The organism is Pseudoxanthomonas sp. SGNA-20 (genome assembly GCF_003931635.1).
GTDB lineage: Bacteria > Pseudomonadota > Gammaproteobacteria > Xanthomonadales > Xanthomonadaceae > Pseudoxanthomonas.
On record NZ_RRYK01000002.1, the window covers coordinates 262,496 to 282,485 of the forward strand.

At 70.7% G+C, this 19,990-nt stretch carries 15 protein-coding genes and 1 tRNA gene; all 16 read right to left on the reverse strand.

What is annotated here, in order from left to right; all coding sequences use genetic code 11:
- Positions 1 to 5: 5 nt before the first annotated feature.
- A complete protein-coding gene (gene cydC, locus EIM48_RS06505; protein WP_125111326.1) occupies positions 6 to 1,667 on the reverse strand; it encodes a thiol reductant ABC exporter subunit CydC in 1,662 nt (553 codons plus the stop codon).
- Positions 1,664 to 3,388, reverse strand: coding sequence for a thiol reductant ABC exporter subunit CydD (gene cydD / locus EIM48_RS06510; protein ID WP_125111327.1), 1,725 nt, complete (start codon positions 3,386 to 3,388; stop codon positions 1,664 to 1,666). Before cydD ends, cydC begins: the two co-directional genes overlap by 4 nt.
- Before the next feature lie 112 nt (positions 3,389 to 3,500).
- On the reverse strand, positions 3,501 to 5,606 hold the full coding sequence (gene pnp / locus EIM48_RS06515) for a polyribonucleotide nucleotidyltransferase (RefSeq protein WP_125111328.1): 2,106 nt from the start codon (positions 5,604 to 5,606) through the stop codon (positions 3,501 to 3,503).
- Positions 5,607 to 5,792: 186 nt separating this feature from the next.
- Positions 5,793 to 6,053, reverse strand: a complete 261-nt coding sequence (rpsO, locus tag EIM48_RS06520; RefSeq protein ID WP_019399701.1) for a 30S ribosomal protein S15 — start codon at positions 6,051 to 6,053, stop codon at positions 5,793 to 5,795.
- A 180-nt stretch (positions 6,054 to 6,233) separates the two neighbouring features.
- Complete coding sequence (gene truB / locus EIM48_RS06525; RefSeq protein WP_019399700.1) at positions 6,234 to 7,160, reverse strand: tRNA pseudouridine(55) synthase TruB; 927 nt, start codon at positions 7,158 to 7,160, stop codon at positions 6,234 to 6,236.
- A 67-nt stretch (positions 7,161 to 7,227) separates the two neighbouring features.
- Positions 7,228 to 7,590, reverse strand: a complete 363-nt coding sequence (gene rbfA / locus EIM48_RS06530) for a 30S ribosome-binding factor RbfA (protein ID WP_019399699.1) — start codon at positions 7,588 to 7,590, stop codon at positions 7,228 to 7,230.
- Between the two features lie 163 nt (positions 7,591 to 7,753).
- Complete coding sequence (gene infB, locus EIM48_RS06535) at positions 7,754 to 10,363, reverse strand: translation initiation factor IF-2 (RefSeq protein WP_125111329.1); 2,610 nt, start codon at positions 10,361 to 10,363, stop codon at positions 7,754 to 7,756.
- Between the two features lie 166 nt (positions 10,364 to 10,529).
- Complete coding sequence (nusA, locus tag EIM48_RS06540; RefSeq protein WP_019398054.1) at positions 10,530 to 12,041, reverse strand: transcription termination factor NusA; 1,512 nt, start codon at positions 12,039 to 12,041, stop codon at positions 10,530 to 10,532.
- 4 nt (positions 12,042 to 12,045) lie between these two features.
- Positions 12,046 to 12,621, reverse strand: a complete 576-nt coding sequence (gene rimP, locus EIM48_RS06545; protein ID WP_158675197.1) for a ribosome maturation factor RimP — start codon at positions 12,619 to 12,621, stop codon at positions 12,046 to 12,048.
- A 218-nt stretch (positions 12,622 to 12,839) separates the two neighbouring features.
- A tRNA-Met gene (locus EIM48_RS06550) sits at positions 12,840 to 12,916 on the reverse strand.
- A 265-nt stretch (positions 12,917 to 13,181) separates the two neighbouring features.
- Complete coding sequence (gene nuoN / locus EIM48_RS06555; RefSeq protein WP_125111331.1) at positions 13,182 to 14,630, reverse strand: NADH-quinone oxidoreductase subunit NuoN; 1,449 nt, start codon at positions 14,628 to 14,630, stop codon at positions 13,182 to 13,184.
- A 13-nt stretch (positions 14,631 to 14,643) separates the two neighbouring features.
- Entirely contained in the window at positions 14,644 to 16,149 is a 1,506-nt protein-coding gene (locus EIM48_RS06560) for an NADH-quinone oxidoreductase subunit M (protein ID WP_019398057.1), read from the reverse strand.
- A 24-nt stretch (positions 16,150 to 16,173) separates the two neighbouring features.
- Positions 16,174 to 18,321, reverse strand: a complete 2,148-nt coding sequence (nuoL, locus tag EIM48_RS06565; protein ID WP_019398058.1) for an NADH-quinone oxidoreductase subunit L — start codon at positions 18,319 to 18,321, stop codon at positions 16,174 to 16,176.
- A 223-nt stretch (positions 18,322 to 18,544) separates the two neighbouring features.
- Entirely contained in the window at positions 18,545 to 18,850 is a 306-nt protein-coding gene (gene nuoK, locus EIM48_RS06570; RefSeq protein ID WP_019398059.1) for an NADH-quinone oxidoreductase subunit NuoK, read from the reverse strand.
- Positions 18,847 to 19,494 (reverse strand): NADH-quinone oxidoreductase subunit J, encoded by a 648-nt coding sequence (locus EIM48_RS06575; protein WP_019398060.1) that lies wholly within the window; start codon positions 19,492 to 19,494, stop codon positions 18,847 to 18,849. The genes nuoK and EIM48_RS06575 overlap by 4 nt, the downstream gene beginning before the upstream one ends.
- A 7-nt stretch (positions 19,495 to 19,501) precedes the next feature.
- Positions 19,502 to 19,990 carry an NADH-quinone oxidoreductase subunit NuoI gene (gene nuoI / locus EIM48_RS06580; protein WP_028914712.1) on the reverse strand — a complete coding sequence of 163 codons (489 nt, stop codon included), beginning with the start codon at positions 19,988 to 19,990 and terminating at the stop codon, positions 19,502 to 19,504.

Genomic DNA, 19,990 nt, shown 5'->3' on the forward strand with positions numbered 1-19,990 from the left:
CCGCGCTACACCTCCTGCAAGCGCCCCTGCTCCAGCCGCAGCCGCCGCCACGGCAGCGCGGCCGGCACCGGCGCGTGCGAGACCAGCAGCAGGCTGCGCCGCCCCAGCGCCCGCTCCAGGTCCAGCAGCAGGGCTTCGGCGGCGTCCACGTCCAGGCCTTCCAGCGGTTCGTCCAGCAGCAACAGCGGCCCGGGCCTGAGCAGGGCGCGGGCCAGCGCCAGCCGCCGCGCCTCGCCGCCGGACAACAGCGCCCCGCCCTCGCCGGCCTCGCAGTCCAGCCCGCCGGCGGCGCGCACCCGTGCGTCCAGGCGCAGGGCTTCGAGCGCGCGCCACATCGCCGCCTCGCCGGCCTGCGGATCGCCCATCCGCAGGTTGGCGCGCACGCTGCCGGCGAACACCGGCGCGTCCTGCGGCGCCCAGGCCAGGCGCGCATGCCAGTCGGCCTGGTGGAACCGGCGCAGGTCGATCCCGGCCCAGGCGATACGCCCGGCCTGCGGCTCGAGTACGCGCAATACCAGGGCCAGCAGGGTGCTCTTGCCGCTGCCGCTGTCGCCGGCCACCACCACCCGCTCCCCGGGGCGCAGGCGCAGGTCCAGCCCGTCCAGCAGGGCGCGCCCGTCCGGATGGGCGAAACACACCTCTTCCAGGTGCAGCGCGCCGCGCTCCGGCACTGGCACCGGCCGCGGCGGATCGCCCACCGCCGGCGGCTGCGCGACCAGCGCGTGCAGGCGGCGCGCCGAGGCCTGCCCGGCCAGCAACGCCTGCCAGGCCAGGCCGGCACCGGCCCAGGTTTCCAGCAGGGCCAGGGTGGCGAAGCCCAGGGCGGCCGCCTCGACCGCCCCGATCCGCCCCGCGTGCGCGGCCTGCAGCGACAGCGCGAGCATCGCCAGCAAGGTGGCCGCGCCAACCAGCGACATGCCCATTGCGGCGGCGGAAACGCGACGCTGGCGCTGGCGTCCGGCCCGTGCCAGGCGCGCGGCCGCCGCGTCCACCCGCGCCGCCCAGGCCCGGGTGGCGCCCATCGCAGCCAGGTCCGCGGCCCCCTCGATGCCCTCGTGCACCCGCACCCGCAGGCGCTCCTGCAGGCGCATGTCGCGCGCCTCGCGGCGCAACCCGTCCCAGGCCACCGGCAGGGCCGAAGCCGGCCCCAGCAGCAGCATCGCCGCGGCCAGCACCAGGCCGGCTTCCGGCAGGATCCAGGCCGCCCAGGCGACCGCCGCCAGGCCGAGGCCGAGCATTGCCAGCAGCGGCCCCAGCGCGCGTACCAGCCGCCCTTCCACCTGCGCGATGTCGTCCAGCAACCGCGCCATCAGCGCGCCGGTACGCATCCGTCCCAGCCGCGCAGGGGCCAGCGGCAGGGCGCGGCGGAAGAACCAGCCGCGCAGGTCGCGCGCCAGGCGCAGCATGGCGTCGTGGCCGAGCAGCTTCTCGAAGTAGCGCGAGGCGATGCGGGCGAAGGTCAGCGCGCGGATCCCGGCCGAGGGCGAGAAGAAGTTGAAGCCGCTGGCGGCCCCCGCGGCCAGCGCGCAGGCGGTGATGAAGCCGCCGGCCAGGCCCAGCAGCGCGGTGCCGGCCAGCATGGTCGCCAGCAGCACGGCGACCACCGCGGCCATGCGCGCCCGCCGCCCCGGTGGGAACGGCTGCAGCGGGTCCTCGTGCCGGCTCATGGCGCCACCCCCAGCGCCGGGCGGATGCGCCCGGACGGCAGATCCAGCACGCGCCCGGCCCAGCGCATCACCCGCGGGCTATGGGTGGCCACCAGCACCGCGCAGCCGGGCGCATGGCGCGCCAGCGCTTCCAGCAGGGCCGCTTCGGTGCCCGGGTCGAGGAACGCGGTCGGCTCGTCCAGCAACAGCAGTTGCGGCCGCCGCAGCAGCGCCCGCGCCAGGGCCACGCGCCGCGCCTCGCCGCCGGACAGGCCGTAGCCGCGCTCGCCGACCGGCGTGTCCAGCCCGCGCGGCAACTGCCGGGCAAAGCGCAGCACCTGGGCAGCCTCGGCCGCGGCGTGCAGTTCGCCCGCATCCTGCGCAGCGGCCAGGCGCAGGTTGCCGGCCAGGCTGTCCTGGAACAGCCAGGGTCGCTGCCCGGCATGGCCGCAACGCACGCCCCCGGCGATCGCGATGCTGCCCTCCAGCGGCGCGACCCAGCCGGCGATGGCCTCCAGCAGCAGGCTCTTGCCGCAGCCGCTGGGCCCGGCGAGGGCCAGCCGTTCGCCGGGCCGCAGCTCGAATTCCAGACCCTCGAACAGCGGCGCGGCCCCGGGCTCGGGTGCCAGGGCCAACGCATGCACCCGCAACAGCGGCGCTGGCCGGGCGCCGGTCGCTGGAGGCTCCGGCGCCGGTTCCGGCGCGTGCGCAGGGGCGGCCACGCCCGGCAACCGGCCAAGCACGTCCTCCACTTCCGCCGCCGCGGCCAGGGCGGCGGCGCGATCGTGGTAATGCGTGCCCAGCCGGCGCATCGGGGCGAAGAAATCCGGCGCCAGCAGCAGGCAGAACAGGCCGGTGCGCAGGTCCGGGGCCAGCTCCAGCGGCAACATGCCCAGGTAGCCGAGGCCGAAATACAGCGCCACGATCGCCACGCTCAGCGAGGCGAAGAATTCCAGCACCGCCGAGGACAGGAAGGCGATGCGCAGCACGCGCATGCTGCGCTCGCGCAGGCCCTCCGCCGCGGCGGCGATGCCGCCCAGTTCCGCCTCGCCGCGGCCGTACAGCCGGATCAGGCCCAGCCCGCGCAGGCGGTCGGCGAAATGCCCGCCCATCCGTGCCAGCTCGGCCAGCTGCGCGCGGCTGGCGGATTCGGCGCCCCACCCGACCAGCGCCATCGAGACCGGCAGCAGCGGCGCGGCGAACAGCAGCAGCAGGCCCGGCACGAGGTCGGCGGCGGCCACCGCCAGCAGCAGGACCGGCGGCACCCACGCGACCTCGGCGCGTGCCAGGCGGTACCCGGCGTGGTAGTCGCCGGCCGCCTCGGCATGCGACAGCACCAGTTCGGCCAGCGCCCCGCTGCGCTGGCGGCGCAACCAGCGCGGGCCGCGCGCATGCAGCGCCGCCCATGCGCACCGGCGCAGTTCCTGGCGCACGCCTTCGGCCAGGTCGCCGGCGGCAATGCCGGCGCGCCAGGCCAGCACCGCGCGCGTAGCCAGGCAGCCCCCCAGCAGCAGGAACAGCGGCAGCGTCCCGTCCAGGCCCCGGCCCCGCGCCAGCACCGCATCCAGCAGCACGGCGATCGCCCAGGCCTGCGGCAACAGCAGCCAGCCGCCGGCCACGGTGCAGGCCACCGCCAGCCGCCGCGCGCCGCGAGCGGCGTCGCCCAGTCCGTCCAGCCAGCGCTCGCGCCGGACGCGGGCGTCCTGGTCGTCGGTTGCGGCTGGATCGGCGGTCACGGCCAACGGCGGTCCCTCGCTCCCGGAATTCCGGCAGTCTAGGGCCGATGGCGTGACCGCAAACGCAAAGAGCGGGCCGTAGCCCGCTCCTTGCGCGTATCCGGCGATGTGGCGGCGCTTACTGCGCCACGCCCTCGCCTTCCTCGACGGCCTTGATCGACAGGCGGATGCGGCCCTGCTTGTCGACTTCCAGCACCTTGACCTTGACCACGTCGCCTTCCTTGAGCTTGTCGGAGACCTTCTCCACGCGCTCGCTGGAGATCTGCGAGACGTGCACCAGGCCGTCCTTGCCCGGCAGGATGGTCACGAACGCGCCGAAGTCCATGATCTTGGCGACCTTGCCCTCGTAGATCCGGCCCGGCTCCACGTCCGAGGTGATCTGCTCGATGCGGGCCTTGGCGGCCTGGGCGGCGGCGGCGTTGACCGAGGCGATGACGATGGTGCCGTCGTCCTGGATGTCGATCTGGGTGCCGGTCTCCTTGGTGATGCCCTGGATGGTGGCGCCACCCTTGCCGATCACCTCGCGGATCTTGTCCGGGTGGATCTTGATGGTCAGCAGGCGCGGCGCGAACTCCGACAGCTCGGCGCGCGGCGCGGTGATGGCCTTGGCCATCTCGCCGAGGATGTGCAGGCGGCCGGCCTTGGCCTGCTCCAGGGCCTGCTTCATGATCTCCTCGGTGATGCCCTCGATCTTGATGTCCATCTGCAGGGCGGACACGCCGTCGGCGGTGCCGGCGACCTTGAAGTCCATGTCGCCCAGGTGGTCCTCGTCGCCGAGGATGTCCGACAGCACCACGAAGCGGTCGCCTTCCTTCACCAGGCCCATGGCGATGCCCGCCACCGGGGCCTTCACCGGCACGCCGGCGTCCATCAGCGCCAGCGAGCTGCCGCAGACCGAGGCCATGGACGAGGAACCGTTGGACTCGGTGATCTCCGAGACCACGCGCACGGTGTACGGGAACTCCTCGAGGGTCGGCATCACCGCCAGCACGCCGCGCTTGGCCAGGCGGCCGTGGCCGATCTCGCGGCGCTTGGGCGCGCCGAAGCGGCCGCACTCGCCCACCGAGTACGGCGGGAAGTTGTAGTGGAACAGGAAGTTCTCGCGGTACTCGCCGCTGACGGCGTCGATGATCTGGCCGTCGCGGGCGGTGCCCAGGGTGGTGACCACGATGGCCTGGGTCTCGCCGCGGGTGAACATGGCCGAGCCGTGGGTACGCGGCAGCACGCCGGTCTTCACGGTGATCGGGCGCACGGTGTCCAGGGCGCGGCCGTCGATGCGGAGCTTGGTCTCCAGGACCGCGTCGCGCATGGTGCGGTACTCCAGCTCGCCGAACTCCTTGGCCACCTCGGCCGGGTCCCAGCCCTCGGCCGCCACGCGCTCGGCCAGCTGCTCGCTGACATCCTTCTTGATCGCGGCGATGGCGTCGCGGCGCTCCAGCTTGTCGCGGATCTTGAAAGCCTCGGCCAGGCGGTTGCCGACGGCCTGCTTCAGCGCGGCGACCAGCGCCTCGTTCTTCGCCGGCGGCACCCAGTCGCTGGGCTTGACGCCGGCCTCGGCGACCAGCTCGTTGATCGCGTTGATGACCTTCTGCATCTCGCGGTGGCCGAAGGTGACCGCGCCGAGCATCACTTCCTCGCTCAGCAGCTGGGCCTCGGACTCGACCATCAGCACGGCGTTGGCGGTGCCGGCGACGACCAGCTCCAGCTTGGACTCGGCCAGCTCGGAGGTGGTCGGGTTGAGGATGTACTGGCCGTCCTTGTAGCCGACCTTGGCGGCGCCGATCGGGCCCTTGAACGGGGTGCCGGCCAGCGACAGCGCCGCGGAGGCGCCGATCAGGGCCGGGATGTCGCCGTCGATCTCCGGGTTCAGCGACATCACCGTGGCGATGATCTGGACCTCGTTCTTGTATTCCTCGGGGAACAGCGGGCGGATCGGGCGGTCGATCAGGCGCGAAACCAGCGTTTCCTTCTCGGTCGGACGGCCTTCGCGCTTGAAGAAGCCGCCGGGGATGCGGCCGCCGGCGTAGAACTTCTCCTGGTAGTCAACGGTGAGCGGGAAGAAGTCCTGGCCTTCACGCGCGCTCTTGGCGGCGACGGCGGTGACCAGCAGTACGGTGTCGTCCATCTTGACGATGACGGCGCCACTGGCCTGGCGGGCGACCTCGCCCGTTTCCAGGGTCACGGTGTGTTTGCCGTACTGGAAGGTTTTGGTGATTTTTGCCACGTCGGTTCCTTGGGGAATCTGCTTGCGATTGACCGGTGACGGCCCTTGCCGGCAACGGGTGGCCGGAGAAGCCCGGCCGCTTGCGGGTGTTGCGCCCCGGTGGTCCCGGGGACGGGCGCCCGCGGTGCTTTGCCGGCGCCCAAATGCAAACCGCGGCGCATCTCTGCGCCGCGGCGGGAAGGTACGTCAGCGACGCAGGCCGAGCTTCTCGATCAGGGCCTTGTAGCGCTCGTTGTCCTTGCGCTTGAGGTAGTCGAGCAGGCTGCGGCGGCGGTTGACCAGCTGCAGCAGGCCACGGCGGCTGTGGTGGTCCTTCTTGTGGATCTTGAAGTGCTCGGTCAGCTGCTCGATGCGGGCGGTCAGCAGGGCGACCTGGACTTCCGGGGAGCCGGTGTCGTTGGCGCCGCGCGCGTTGTCGGCGATGATCTTCTGGGTGTCGATGGACATGGTTTCTCTCTTGGATGCGAGGCTGGCAGGAACGCGCTGGTGCGCACCGCCTGGCCCGCCGCTTGCCTGAAGGCCGCCCTTGGAACCGGCGGGAATGATTGCCCGGGAAAAAAGGCGCGCGAATTGTAACCCCCCGCCGGGGGCCGAACAAGGCAAAACCGGTTCCGCCGGGCGGCCGCCTCAGGCCCCGGCGGTGTTCCTGAACAGCCGTTGCGGCGCCAGCAGCCCGCCCGGCTCCACCCGTCCCAGCCCCAGCGCCTTGCCGTCGGGGCCGTGGACCGCCACCGGGTCGGCCGCGGCCCAGGGCCCGCGCAGGCGCTGGCCCTGGCCCAGGCGCGCGGCCTGGGCGGCATCCAGGTCGACCCGCGGGAAGCCCGCCAGGCCCGCCTCCAGCGGCAGCAGGCAGGCCTCGAGCGCGGCTTCGCCGCCCTCCTCCGCGAGCTGCTGCAGCTGCTCCAGGGTGAACATGGCCGGCGCGGTGAAGGGCTCCACCCACAGCCGGCGCAGGCTGGCGATGTGCGCGCCGCAGCCCAGGACCTCGCCCAGGTCGCGGGCCAGGCTGCGGATGTAGGTGCCCGTGCCGCAGGTCACGCGCAGGCGCAGGAAGGCCGGCTGCATCTCCAGCAGCTCGATGGCGTGGACCTGCACCTGGCGCACCGGGGCCTCGATCACCTCGCCGCGGCGGGCGCGGGCGTACAGCGGCTCGCCGCCCTGCTTGAGCGCCGAGTACACCGGGGCGCGCTGCTGCAGGGTGCCGACGAAGCCGGCCAGCGCGCCCACGACCGCGGCATGGTCCAGCCCGGGGACCGGCCGCTGGCGCAGCACCTGGCCGTCGGCATCGTCGGTGTCGGTGGTGGTGCCGAGCACGATCCCGGCCTCGTAGGCCTTGTCCGAGCCCAGCAGCAGGCCGGCCAGCTTGGTGGCCTCGCCGAAGCACAGCGGCAGCAGGCCGGTGGCCAGCGGGTCGAGGCTGCCGGTATGGCCGCCCTTCTCGGCACGGAACAGGCGGCGGGCCGCCTGCAGGGCGGCGTTGGAACTCATCCCCGCGGGCTTGTCCAGCAGCAGGATGCCGTCGAGCGGACGGAACTTGGTCTTGGTGCGGGTCATCGGGGAACGTCCTGGCGGCCGGGTGGCCGGCCCGGGAGGCCGGCGCCGGCCGGGACGGCGTGGATGCTTACTCGTCGGCCGGGGCCGGCGGATTTTCCTTCAGCAGGATCTCGATGCGCTCGCCGCGGTCGACCGAATCGTCGTAATGGAAGTGCAGCTCCGGCACGTGGCGCAGCTTGACCCGGCGGGCCAGCTCCATGCGCAGCTCGCGCGCCATCTCCTTGAGCGCCTTGACCGCCTCGGCCGAACGGTCCGGCAGCAGCGCGGTGACGAACACCTTGGCATGGGCCAGGTCGCGGGTGACTTCCACGTCGGACACGCTCACCGACGGCAGCCCGTGCTCGCGCACGGCCTCGTGCACCAGGGTGCCCAGTTCGCGGCGCAGCTGCGCCGAGACGCGGTCGGTTCGATGGAAGGATTTGGTCGGCATCTGCGGACTCCTTGCCGGGCGCGGCGCCCGGTCTTGCCTGCGGGCCGGCGGCCCGCCACTGCAGGCCGCCAGGTGGCGGCCCGGAAACGGCGGGACGGCCGCGAGGGCCGTCCCGTCGTCGCGGGCGCCGGCACGGCCTCCATGGCCGCCGGCGCCGCGCAGGTCACAGCGTGCGCTGGACCTCGATGCGCTCGAAGCACTCGATCTGGTCGCCCGGCTTGACGTCGTTGTACTCCTTCACGCCGATGCCGCACTCGGTGCCGCTGCGCACCTCGTCCACGTTCTCCTTGAAGCGGCGCAGCGATTCCAGCTCGCCCTCGAAGATGACCGTGTTGTCGCGCAGCACGCGGATCGGCTTGTTCCGCTTGACCACGCCCTCCACGACCATGCAGCCGGCGACCGCGCCGAACTTGGAGCTGCGGAAGACCTCGCGCACCTCGGCGATGCCGATGATCTCCTCGCGGATCTCCACGCCCAGCAGGCCCGAAGCCACCTGCTTCACCTGGTCGATCACGTCGTAGATGATCGAGAAGTAGCGCAGGTCCACGCCGTTGGCCTCGATGATCTTGCGGGCCGAGGCGTCGGCGCGGACGTTGAAGCCGATCACGGTGGCCTTGGTGGTCACGGCGATGTTGGCGTCGGACTCGGTGATGCCGCCCACGCCGGAGCTGATCACGTTGATCCGGATCTCGTCGTTGGACAGCGCGGTGAGCGACTGCTTGAGCGCCTCCACCGAGCCCTGGACATCGGCCTTGACCAGCAGGTTGAGGACCTGCTGGCCCTCGCCCTTGCCCATCTGCGCCATGATGTCTTCCATGCGGTTGCCCGCGGCCTGGACCAGGCGCGACTCGCGGCGCTTGGCGTCGCGCTGCTGCGCCACGTCCTTGGCCAGGCGCTCGTCCTTGACCACCACGAAGTCGTCGCCGGCGTCCGGCACGCCGGACAGGCCCAGGACCTGCACCGGGATCGACGGGCCGGCCGAGTTCGGCTGGCCGCCGGTCTCGTCGAACAGGGCGCGGACGCGGCCGTAGTGCACGCCGCACACCAGGTAGTCGCCCTTCTTCAGCTGGCCCTGCTGGACCAGCACGGTGGCGACCGGGCCGCGGCCCTTGTCCAGCGCCGACTCGATGACCACGCCGCTGGCGTTGCCGTCCGGCACCGCCTTCAGCTCCAGCAGTTCGGCCTGCAGCGAGATGGCGTCGAGCAGGTCGTCCACGCCCATGCCGGTCTTGGCCGACAGCTCCACCATCTGGGTGTCGCCACCGAAGTCCTCGGCCACGACCTGCTCGTTGAGCAGTTCGTTCTTGACCCGCATCGGGTCGGCCGTGGACTTGTCGATCTTGTTGATCGCCACGATCAGCGGCACGCCGGCCGCCTTCGCGTGCTGGATCGCCTCCTTGGTCTGCGGCATGACGCCGTCGTCGGCCGCGACCACCAGGACCACGATGTCGGTGATCTTGGCGCCGCGCGCGCGCATCGAGGTGAACGCGGCGTGGCCCGGGGTATCCAGGAAGCTGATCACGCCCTTGGGCGTTTCGACGTGGTAGGCGCCGATGTGCTGGGTGATGCCGCCGGCCTCGCCCGAGGCGACCTTGGTGCGGCGGATGTAGTCCAGCAGCGAGGTCTTGCCGTGGTCGACGTGGCCCATGATGGTGACCACCGGCGGACGCGGCGCCGGCTCGCCCTGGGCGCGCTCGACCTGCGCCAGCAGCTCGCTCTCGGCGTCGTCGGTCTCGGCGCGCACGGCCTTGTGGCCCAGCTCTTCGGTGACCAGCACCGCGGTGTCATGGTCGATGGACTGGTTGATGGTGGCCATCACGCCCATCTTGAACAGCGCCTTGACCACGTCGCCGCCCTTCATGGCCAGCTTCTGCGCCAGGTCGGCCACGGTGATCGAGTCGCCGATGGCGACCTCGCGCACCACCGGCGCGGTCGGGCGCTCGAAGCCGCCCACGCCGCCGCCGTTGCCGCCGCCGCGGCTGTCCTGGCGGCGCTGCGGCTTGCCGCCGCGCCCGCCCGGGCGGGCGGTGGAACGGCGTGCGCGGTCGGCGGCCGACAGGTGCAGCTGGCCGGCGAAGCGCGCCGGGGTGTCGTCGTCGTCGGCGATGGCGTGCCCGCCGCGGCCCTTGTGCTTGGGCGCGGCACGGCTGTCCTCGGCCGCGCGCGGCGCCGGGCGCGCCGGACGGGCCGGCGCCGGCTCGGCCGGCTCCGGCTCGGGCGCGGCCTCGCGCTCCTGCTGCCGGGCCGCCCCCTCGGCTGCCTTGCGCTCCTCTTCCTGGCGCTTGCGCTCGGCCTCTTCCTCCTGGCGCTTGCGCTCGGCTTCCTCGGCGCGCTGGCGGTCCAGCTCGGCCAGGCGCTGCTGCTCGGCGAGGTTGCGCTGGCGGGATTCCTCCAGCTTGCGCAGCACCTCGGCGCGCTCGTCGTCCACCGGCGCCTCGGGGGGAGCCGCCTCGGTGGCCTTGATGTAGGTGCGCTTCTGGCGGACCTCGACGGCGACGGTGGTCTTGCTGCGGCCGCCGCCGACGGTCAGTTCCTGCACCTTGCGCCGGGCCAGGGTGATCTTCTTCGGCGCAGCGATCTCTTCGGCCGGAGCCGCCGAGCCCTTGCCGTGGGTACGGCGCAGGAAGCCGAGCAGCTTGATCTTCTCGGCACTGGTCACGACCTGGTCGGGACCGCTGAACTTCATGCCGGCCTCGGCCAGCTGCTCCAGCAGCTTCTCGACCGGGGTGTTGACCAGCTCGGCGAGCTTGCGAATGGTGGTTTGCTGCGACATTCGGATCCTATGCTCTGTTTGGCGCCCCCTCGCCAGAAAGAGCAAGGGAAACGCGGATTCTAAGCCCTGGCGGGTGCAGGGCGGTGTTCATCGCCGGCTCATGCGCCATGCTCCGGGTGCCTGGCGGGGGCGCCGGTGGGGCGTCCCGGCCGTGCCAGCGACATGCTCATGCGCCACGCTCCAGGCGGGCGATCTCCTCGGCGCGGGCCGCCAGGATCAACGCCGCGGCGCGCTCCTCGTCCAGGCCCTCGATGCCGAACTCGACCACCTCGTCGGCGGCCAGGTCGGACAGGTCCTCGGCGGTGCGCACGCCATGGGCGGCCAGGGCGAAGGCGGTGTCCTCGTCCATGCCCTCCAGCGCCAGCAGGTCCTCGGCCGGGGCGTCCCCGGCCTCCTGCTCCTCCACCGCCAGGGCTTCGTTGAGCAGGGCGTCGCGGGCGCGGGCGCGCAGTTCCTCGACGATGTCCTCGTCGAAGCCCTCCACCGCCAGCAGCTCGCCGACCGGGACGTAGGCGATCTCCTCGACCGTGCTGAAGCCCTCGGCCACCAGGATGCCGGCGATCTCCTCGTCGACCTCCAGCTTGTCCATGAACAGCTGGCGGGCCACGGCCTGCTCGGCCTCGCTCTTGGCCTGCACCTGCTCGGCGGTCATCACGTTGAGCTGCCAGCCGGTGAGGCGGCTGGCCAGGCGCACGTTCTGGCCACCCTTGCCGATGGCCTGGGCCAGGCGGTCCTCGGCCACGGCCAGGTCCATCGAGTGCTTCTCTTCGTCGACGATGATCGACTGCACCTCGGCCGGCGCCATCGCGTTGATGACGAAGTTGGCCGGGTTCTCGTTCCACAGCACGATGTCCACGCGCTCGCCGTTGAGCTCGTTGGACACGGCCTGCACGCGCGAGCCGCGCATGCCGATGCACGCGCCGATCGGATCGGTGCGGTTGTCGTGGGCGATCACCGCGATCTTGGCGCGGTCGCCCGGGTCGCGGGCGCAGGCCTTGATCTCGACCAGGCCCTGGCCGACTTCCGGCACCTCGAGCTTGAACAGCTCGATCATGAACTCCGGCGCGGCGCGGCTGATGAACAGCTGCGGGCCGCGGGGCTCGCTGCGGACCTCGTACAGGTAGCCGCGGACGCGGTCGCCGGCGCGCAGCACGTCGCGCGGGATGCCCTTGTCCTTCGGGATGAAGCCCTCGGCGTTGCCGCCCAGGTCGACGTAGACGTTGCCGCGCTCCACGCGCTTGACCACGCCGGTCACCAGCTCGCCGACGCGGTCCTTCCAGGCGTCCACGACCTGCTGGCGCTCGGCCTCGCGCACGCGCTGCACGATCACCTGCTTGGCGGCCTGCGCGGCGATGCGGCCGAACTCGGGGTTCTCGATCTGCTCCTCGATGTAGTCGCCGACCTCGACGCCGTCGGCCTCGTCGACCGCGTCCATCAGGCGGATCTGCCGGTCCGGCGACTCCATCACCACGTCGTCGGCCACCACTTCCCAGCGGCGGAAGGTCTCGTAGCTGCCGTCCTTGCGGTCGATCGAAACGCGGGTCAGCACGTCCTGGTCGACGTAGCGCTTCTTGGCGGCCGAAGCCAGGGCCGCCTCGAGCGCCTCGAAGATCACTTCGCGCGGCACGCCCTTTTCGTTGGCGACCGCGTCAACTACCAGCAGAAGTTCCTTGCTCATCTGTTTACTCCGCGTGCGGCTTGCCGGCCGCCGGCTTGTTGGAATGCTTGCCCGAATTGCCGCCCTTGCCGGGCTTCTTGCCTGGCGCCAGGCCCAGCGCCTCCCAGTCGGGCACCAGGCGGGCCTTGTCGATGTTGTCCAGCTCCACCACGAACTCCGCGCCGTCCAGGGCGAAGGCCACCTGGCCATTTTCCACCCTCAGGATCGTGCCTTGCAGCCTGCGGCGGCCTTCCTGCGGCAGCTTCAGCCCGACCTTGGCCTGCTGGCCGGCGAAACGGGCGAAATGCGCGGCGGTGAACAGCGGCCGGTCCATGCCCGGCGAGGACACCTCGAGGGTGTAGTTGCCGGAGATCGGGTCGGCCACGTCCAGCTGCGCGGACACCTCGCGGCTGACCGCCTCGCAGTCGTCGATGGTGACGGTGCGCTCCGGCTCGCCGCCGTCGGCGGCCGGCACGTCGATGTACAGGCGCAGGGTCGCGCCGCCCGGTGCCGGGAGGTATTCGACGCCCAGCAGCTCCAGCCCGAGCGACTCCACGGTCGGGGCGAGCAACTGGACGATTTCGCTGGTCTTTTCGCTCATCTTCGGCGGCAACTCCAACGCGGTGTGGCGGGGCACGGCCTGCCGGCCGCATAAACGACAAGAGGCCCTTGCGGGCCTCTTGTGCTCGAGAGCCCTGTCGGGCTTCTCATCCGATGGTGCTGGAATCGGCGCAACGGCGGGAACATGCGCCGTTGCAAGCCCAGTCTTGAGGATCCCGCAGCCCTGGAAACCCAGGAACACCGCACAACCTCGAAACATGGTAGCGGGGGCAGGATTTGAACCTGCGACCTTCGGGTTATGAGCCCGACGAGCTGCCAGACTGCTCCACCCCGCATCAGAAGCGGAATTATGCCGGCTATCGCGCCTTGATGCAAGGCCCTTGCCGCATCTTCCGGAGCCTGCCCCGTGCCGGCGGCCTGCTCACCGGAGCCGGCCGCGCGGCCGGCCCGGAACGCGGAGATTATACATGAACGAGCCGCGCGAATGGCCAGTCCGCGCACCTGGAAGACGCGGCGCGGCATCGCGCCCGCCTGCCCTGCAACGCAAAAGCCCCCGGAAAACCGGGGGCTTTTGCGTGTTCCGCGCGGAGCGGCGCGTCCTCACATGAAGGCGCGCTGGCACCACACCATGATCGGATCCCAGGCCAGGCCGAGGGCGAACAGGCCCACCGCGTTGACGCCCAGCACCACGCCAAGCACGCGGTCGTTGTGCGCCGCCAGCGGGGCGCCGGCCGGCTCGTCGAAGAACATGACCTTGATCACGCGCAGGTAGTAGTACGCGCCGACCACCGCCGCGACCACGCCGAGGATGGCCAGCCACAGCATGCCGCCCTCCAGCGCCGCGCGCAGCACGGCCAGCTTGGTCCAGAAGCCCAGCAGCGGCGGCACGCCGGCCAGCGAGGCCATCACCAGCAGCATCAGCAGCGCCATCCACGGGCTGCGCGCGGCCAGGCCCTTGAAGTCGTCGATGTTGTCCGCCTCGAAGCCCTTGCGCGACAGCGCGATGATCACGCCGAAGGCCGCGGCCGACATGATCGCGTAGCCGATGGTGTAGAACAGCGCCGCGGTGTAGCCGACCTGGTCGCCGCCGGCCAGGCCCATCAGCAGGTAGCCGATGTGCGAGACCGTCGAATAGGCCAGCATGCGCTTGATGTTGGTCTGGGCCAGCGCCATCAGGTTGCCGACCACCAGCGACACCGCCGACAGGCCGGCCAGCAGCCACTTCCATTCCGGCGCCAGCGGGCCCACGCCCATCTCCAGCAGGCGCCAGGCCATGCCGAAGGCGGCCAGCTTGGGCGCGGTGCTGACGAACAGCGCGACCGGGGCGGTGGCGCCCTGGTAGACGTCCGGCAGCCACATGTGGAACGGGGCGGCGCCCAGCTTGAAGGCCACGCCGGCGACCATGAACGCGGTGCCGGTCAGCAGCAGCGTGCGCTCGTCGCTGCCCTCGATCGAGGCGCGGATGGCGTCCAGGTGCAGGGTGCCGGTGGCGCCGTAGACCAGCGACATGCCGTACAGCAGCAGGCCGGAGGCCAGCGAGCCGAGCACGATGTACTTCATCGCCGCCTCGGTGGCGCGGCCGTTGTCGCGGTCGGCGGCGACCAGGGCGTACGAGCTCAGCGCCAGCAGCTCCAGGCCCAGGTAGACGACCACCAGGCTGCCGGCCGAGACCAGCATCATCATGCCGGCGGTGGCGAACAGCACCAGCACCGGCAGCTCGCCCTGGTACAGGTTGCGCTCGCGCAGGTAGCTCCAGCCGTAGACCAGGGTCAGGCCGCTCATCAGCACGATGGCGAGCTTCATGACGTCGGCGGCGGTGTCGCGCACGAACATGCCGGACATCACTTCGCCCTGCCCGCCCACGCCGGTGGCCAGCATCGCCAGCACCACGGCCAGCACCAGCACCGACAGGAAGTGCGTCCACACCTTGTGGCGCGCGTTGATGAACAGGTCGACGATCAACAGGGCGAAGGCACCGCCGATCAGCACCAGCTCGGGCAGCAACGGCACCAGCTCGGCGGCGGACGGCATCGCGAGGGACGTGGTCATCTTCGAAGAATCCTTACAGCTTGCTGGTGGCGATCTGGGTCGCCAGGTGCGCGATCGACGGTTCCATCAGGTCGGTCAGCGGCTTGGGCCACAGGCCGAACAGCAGGGTGCCGGCGGCGAACACGCCCAGCACCAGCACTTCGCGTGCGTTGATGTCCTTCAGCTCGGCCACGTGCGCATTGGCGACCTCGCCGAAGAACACGCGGCGGTACAGCCACAGGGTGTAGGCGGCCGCGGTGATCAGGGTCGTGGCCGCCAGCAGCGCCACCACCGGGTGCTTCTGGAAGCTGGCCAGCACCACCATGAACTCGCCGACGAAGCCGCTGGTGCCCGGCAGGCCCGCGTTGGCCATGAAGAACAGCATGGCGAAGGTGGCGAACCACGGCATCACGTTGGCCACGCCGCCGTAGTCGGCGATGCGGCGGGTGTGCATGCGGTCGTACAGCACGCCGATGCAGGAGAACATCGCGCCGGAGACGAAGCCGTGCGAGATCATCTGCATCATCGCGCCCTGCAGGCCCAGGCGGGCGGCGTCGACCGAGCCGAAGTCGCGCACCAGGGTGAAGGCGATGAAGCTGCCCAGGGTGACGAAGCCCATGTGCGCCACGGAGGAATACGCCACCAGCTTCTTCATGTCGTCCTGGACCAGGGCGACCAGGCCGACGTAGATCACCGCGATCAGCGACAGGGCGATGATCAGCCAGGCCCACTCGTGGCCGGCGTCCGGGGTGATCGGCAGGTTGAAGCGCAGGAAACCGTAGCCGCCGATCTTCAGCGCGATCGCGGCCAGGATCACCGAACCGGCGGTCGGCGCCTCCACGTGCGCGTCCGGCAGCCAGGTGTGCACCGGGAACATCGGCACCTTCACCGCGAAGGCGATGGCGAAGGCGAAGAAGATCCAGGTCTGCTCCTTCGCGCTCAGCGGCAGCGCGTACAGGTCGGCCAGCTGGAAGCTGCCGCCCTTGATGTACAGGTAGATCAGCGCCACCAGCATCAGCACCGAGCCGAGGAAGGTGTACAGGAAGAACTTCATCGCCGCGTAGATGCGGCGCGGACCACCCCAGACGCCGATGATCAGGAACATCGGGATCAGCATGGCCTCGAAGAACACGTAGAACAGGATCGCGTCGGTGGCGGCGAAGATGCCGACCGTCACGCCCTCCAGGATCAGGAACGAGGCCACGTACTGGTTGACCCGCTTCTGGATCGACTCCCAGGCACCGATCAGCGCCAGCGGGGTGACGATGGTCGTCAGCAGGATCAGGGCGACGGCGATGCCGTCGGCGCCCAGGTTGTAGTGGATGTCGTAGGCCGGGATCCAGGCATGGCTCTCGACGAACTGCAGCCCGGGGGCGGCATAGTCGAACCCGGTCACCAGGCCCACGCTCAGGACCAGGGTCAGCAGGGCCACGCCCAGCGCGGACCAGCGTGCGGCCGCGGGCCGGTCGCCCAGCGCCAGCACCAGCGCACCGCCGATGATCGGCAGCCAGATCAGGACACTCAACAGGTGGTTCGCCACGTCGTGTTCTTCCGTGCAGTCAGTTCATTGCCAGTAACGCATGAGCACGGCCAGCAGTGCGATGAGGCCGATGATCATGGCGAAGGCATAGTGGTAGAGGTAACCGGACTGGGTGCGGCGCAGCAGCGCGGCGGCCAGGCCGATCACGCGGGCGCTGCCGTTGACGAACAGGCCGTCCACGATCTTGCTGTCGATCCAGCGCGACACGCGGCCCAGCGCCAGGCCGCCGCCGGCGAAGCCCTTGATCCACAGGTGGTCGAAGCCGTACTTCTCCTCCAGCACGCGCACCAGCGGGTGCAGCGAGCGGCGCAGGCGGCCCGGGACGTCCGGCTTCCACAGGTACAGCACCGCGGCGAGCACGAAGCCGGCGACGGTCAGCCAGAAGGCCGGCATCAGCATGCCGTGCAGCGCGTAGGCCACCGGGCCGTGCCAGTACTCGCGGCCGACCGCGGCGACGGTGTCGCGCGCCGGATCCAGGAAGTCGATCACGCCGGTGAAGAAGTTCACGGCCTGGCCCGGGACCAGCGCCTCGGCGTGGTGGCCGCGCCAGTCGGTGCCGAACAGCATCGGGCCGATGGTGAAGAAGCCGATCAGGATCGACGGGATCGCCAGCAGGACCAGCGGCACGGTCACCACCCACGGCGACTCGTGCGGCTCGTGCGCGCCGTGGTGGCCGTGGTCGTCGTGGCCATGGCCGTCGGCACGCGCGTCGTGGCCGCCCTGGGCCTCGGCGTCGGCGTGCGCGGCCGCGCCATGGGCGTGCTCGTCGTGGTGGGCGACGGCGTCGCGGAAGCGCTCCGGGCCATGGAAGGTCAGGAACAGCAGGCGGAAGCTGTAGAAGCTGGTGACGACCACGCCGCCGATCACCGCCCAGTAGCCGTAGGTGGCCACCCAGGAGCCGGCCTCGTGGGCGTGGTGCGCCGCGGCCTCGATGATGGTGTCCTTGGAGTAGAAGCCCGAGAAGAACGGGGTGCCGACCAGGGCCAGGGTGCCGATCACGCTGGTCCAGTAGGTGACGGGCATGTACTTGCGCAGGCCGCCCATCTTGCGCATGTCCTGCTCGTGGTGCATGCCGATGATCACCGAGCCGGCGGCCAGGAACAGCAGCGCCTTGAAGAAGGCGTGGGTCATCAGGTGGAACACCGCCGCCGAGTAGGCCGACACGCCCAGGGCGACGGTCATGTAGCCCAGCTGCGACAGGGTCGAGTACGCGACCACGCGCTTGATGTCGTTCTGCACGATGCCGATCAGGCCGGTGAAGAACGCGGTGGTGGCGCCCACGAACAGGACGAAGTCCAGGGTCGCCTGCGACAGCTCGAACAGCGGCGACATGCGCGCCACCATGAAGATGCCGGCGGTCACCATGGTCGCGGCGTGGATCAGGGCCGAGATCGGGGTCGGGCCTTCCATCGAGTCCGGCAGCCACACGTGCAGCGGCACCTGCGCCGACTTGCCCATGGCGCCGATGAACAGGCACACGCAGATGATGGTGGCCACGCCCCAGGAATGGCCCTCGATGACCTGCACTTCCATGCCCTGCAGCATCGGCGCGCGGGCGAACACGGTGGCGTAGTCCAGGGTGCCGAACCACCACAGGATCGCGGCGATGCCCAGCAGGAAGCCGAAGTCGCCGACGCGGTTGACGATGAACGCCTTCATGTTGGCGAACACCGCGCTCGGGCGCTTGAACCAGAAGCCGATCAGCAGGTACGAGACCAGGCCCACCGCTTCCCAGCCGAAGAACAGCTGCAGGAAGTTGTTGCCCATGACCAGCATGAGCATCGAGAAGGTGAACAGCGAGATGTAGCTGAAGAAGCGCTGGTAGCCGGGGTCGTCGGCCATGTAGCCGATGGTGTACACGTGCACCAGCAGCGAGACGAAGGTGACGACCACCATCATCATCGCGGTCAGGCGGTCGACCATGAAGCCGACGTGGGCCGAGTAGCCGCCGACGTCGAAGAAGGTGTAGACGTTCTCGTTGAACGGCGCGGCGCCGCCGGCGACCAGCTGGTACAGGACCCAGCACGAGAGCGCGCAGCTGACCGCCACGCCCAGGATGGTCGCCGACTGCGCGCCCCTGCGGCCGACCTGGCGCCCGAACAGACCCGCGATGATGCTGCCCAGCAACGGGGCCAGGACGATCAGCAGCAGGTGGGTTTTGGAGATGATCATGGTTGCCGTCTAAGTTCCAGTACGTGCCGTTCGTGCCGTGATGCCGGTGGATCGAGCCGCCGGCCGCGCATGCCGCCACTTCCAATTCCGCCCGGCCTGGGCCGGGTCGGGCGCCGCCGGGGCGGCGCCCTGCGTGTGTTGCCCGCCGCGACGCGGCGTCCCTCTCCGCCCCGGGAGCGGCCAGCCTCGCGGCCCGACCGCATCCGGGACGTGCCCGCGGGCATCAGCCCTTGAGCGAATCCACCTCGCCGACGTTGATGGTGCCGCGGGTACGGAACAGCGCCACCAGGATCGCCAGGCCGATCGCCGCTTCCGCGGCCGCGACCGTCAGGATGAAGAACACGAAGAGCTGCCCCGCCGCATCGCCCAGCTCGCGCGAGAACGCGATGAAGTTGATGTTGACCGACAGCAGCATCAGCTCGATCGACATCAGCAGGACGATGATGTTCTTGCGGTTGAGGAAGATGCCCGCGAGGCTGATGCAGAACAGCACCGCGCCCAGCGCCAGCATGTGTCCGAGGGTGATCATGCCTGGCCCTCCCCTTCGGCCTTGGGTGCAAGCGGCGCCGGCTTCTCCGCCGGCATGGACACCATGCGCAGGCGGTCGGCGGCCCGGACCCGCGACTGCTCGGAGGCGTTCTGGGTCTTGATGCCGGTGCGCTTGCGCAGGGTGATCATCACCGCCGCGATCACCGCCACGGTCAGGATCACCGCGGCGAACTCGAACGGCAGGATGTACTCGGTGAACAGGGTCTCGGCCAGCCAGCGGGTGTTGGAGGTCTCGGCCGCCAGCGCCGCGGCGTTGTCCGCCGGGAACGGGCTGGCCGAACGGGCCTTGACGCCGATCAGCGCCAGCACCTGCACCAGCATCACCACCGCGACCACCAGGCCGACCGGCAGGAACCGGACCCAGCCCTCCCGGATCGCGGCGACGTCGATGTCCAGCATCATCACCACGAACAGGAACAGCACCATCACCGCGCCGACATACACCAGGATCAGGGCCACGCCGAGGAACTCGGCACCGACCAGCAGCCAGGTGCAGGCCACGGAGAAGAAGGTGAGGATCAGGCACAGCACCGCGTTGACCGGGTTGCGCACGCTGATCACGGCGCCGGCCGAGGCCACGGCCACGGCGGCGAAGGCATAGAAAGCGATCTTGATCCAGTCCATCGTGGCCTCAGCGGTAGGCGGCGTCGGCGGCGCGACGCTCGGCGATCTCCGCCTCGAGGCGGTCGCCGATGGCGAGCAGCTGCGGCTTGGTGACGATGTTCTCGCCGCGCTTCTCGAAGTGGTATTCCATCACGTGCGTCTCCACGATCGAATCCACCGGGCAGCTTTCCTCGCAGAAGCCGCAGTAGATGCACTTGAACAGGTCGATGTCGTAGCGCGTGGTGCGGCGGGTGCCGTCCTCGCGCCGCGCGGAGTCGATGGTGATGGCCAGCGCCGGGCACACCGCCTCGCACAGCTTGCAGGCGATGCAGCGCTCCTCGCCGTTCGGGTAGCGGCGCAGCGCGTGCAGGCCGCGGAAGCGCGGCGACTGCGGGAACTTCTCCATCGGGTACATCATCGTGTACTTGGGACGGAACAGGTACCGCAGGGTCAGCCCCAGGCCCTGGATCAGCTCCAGCAGCAGCAGGCTCTTGAAGTAGTGGACGACTTTGTTCAT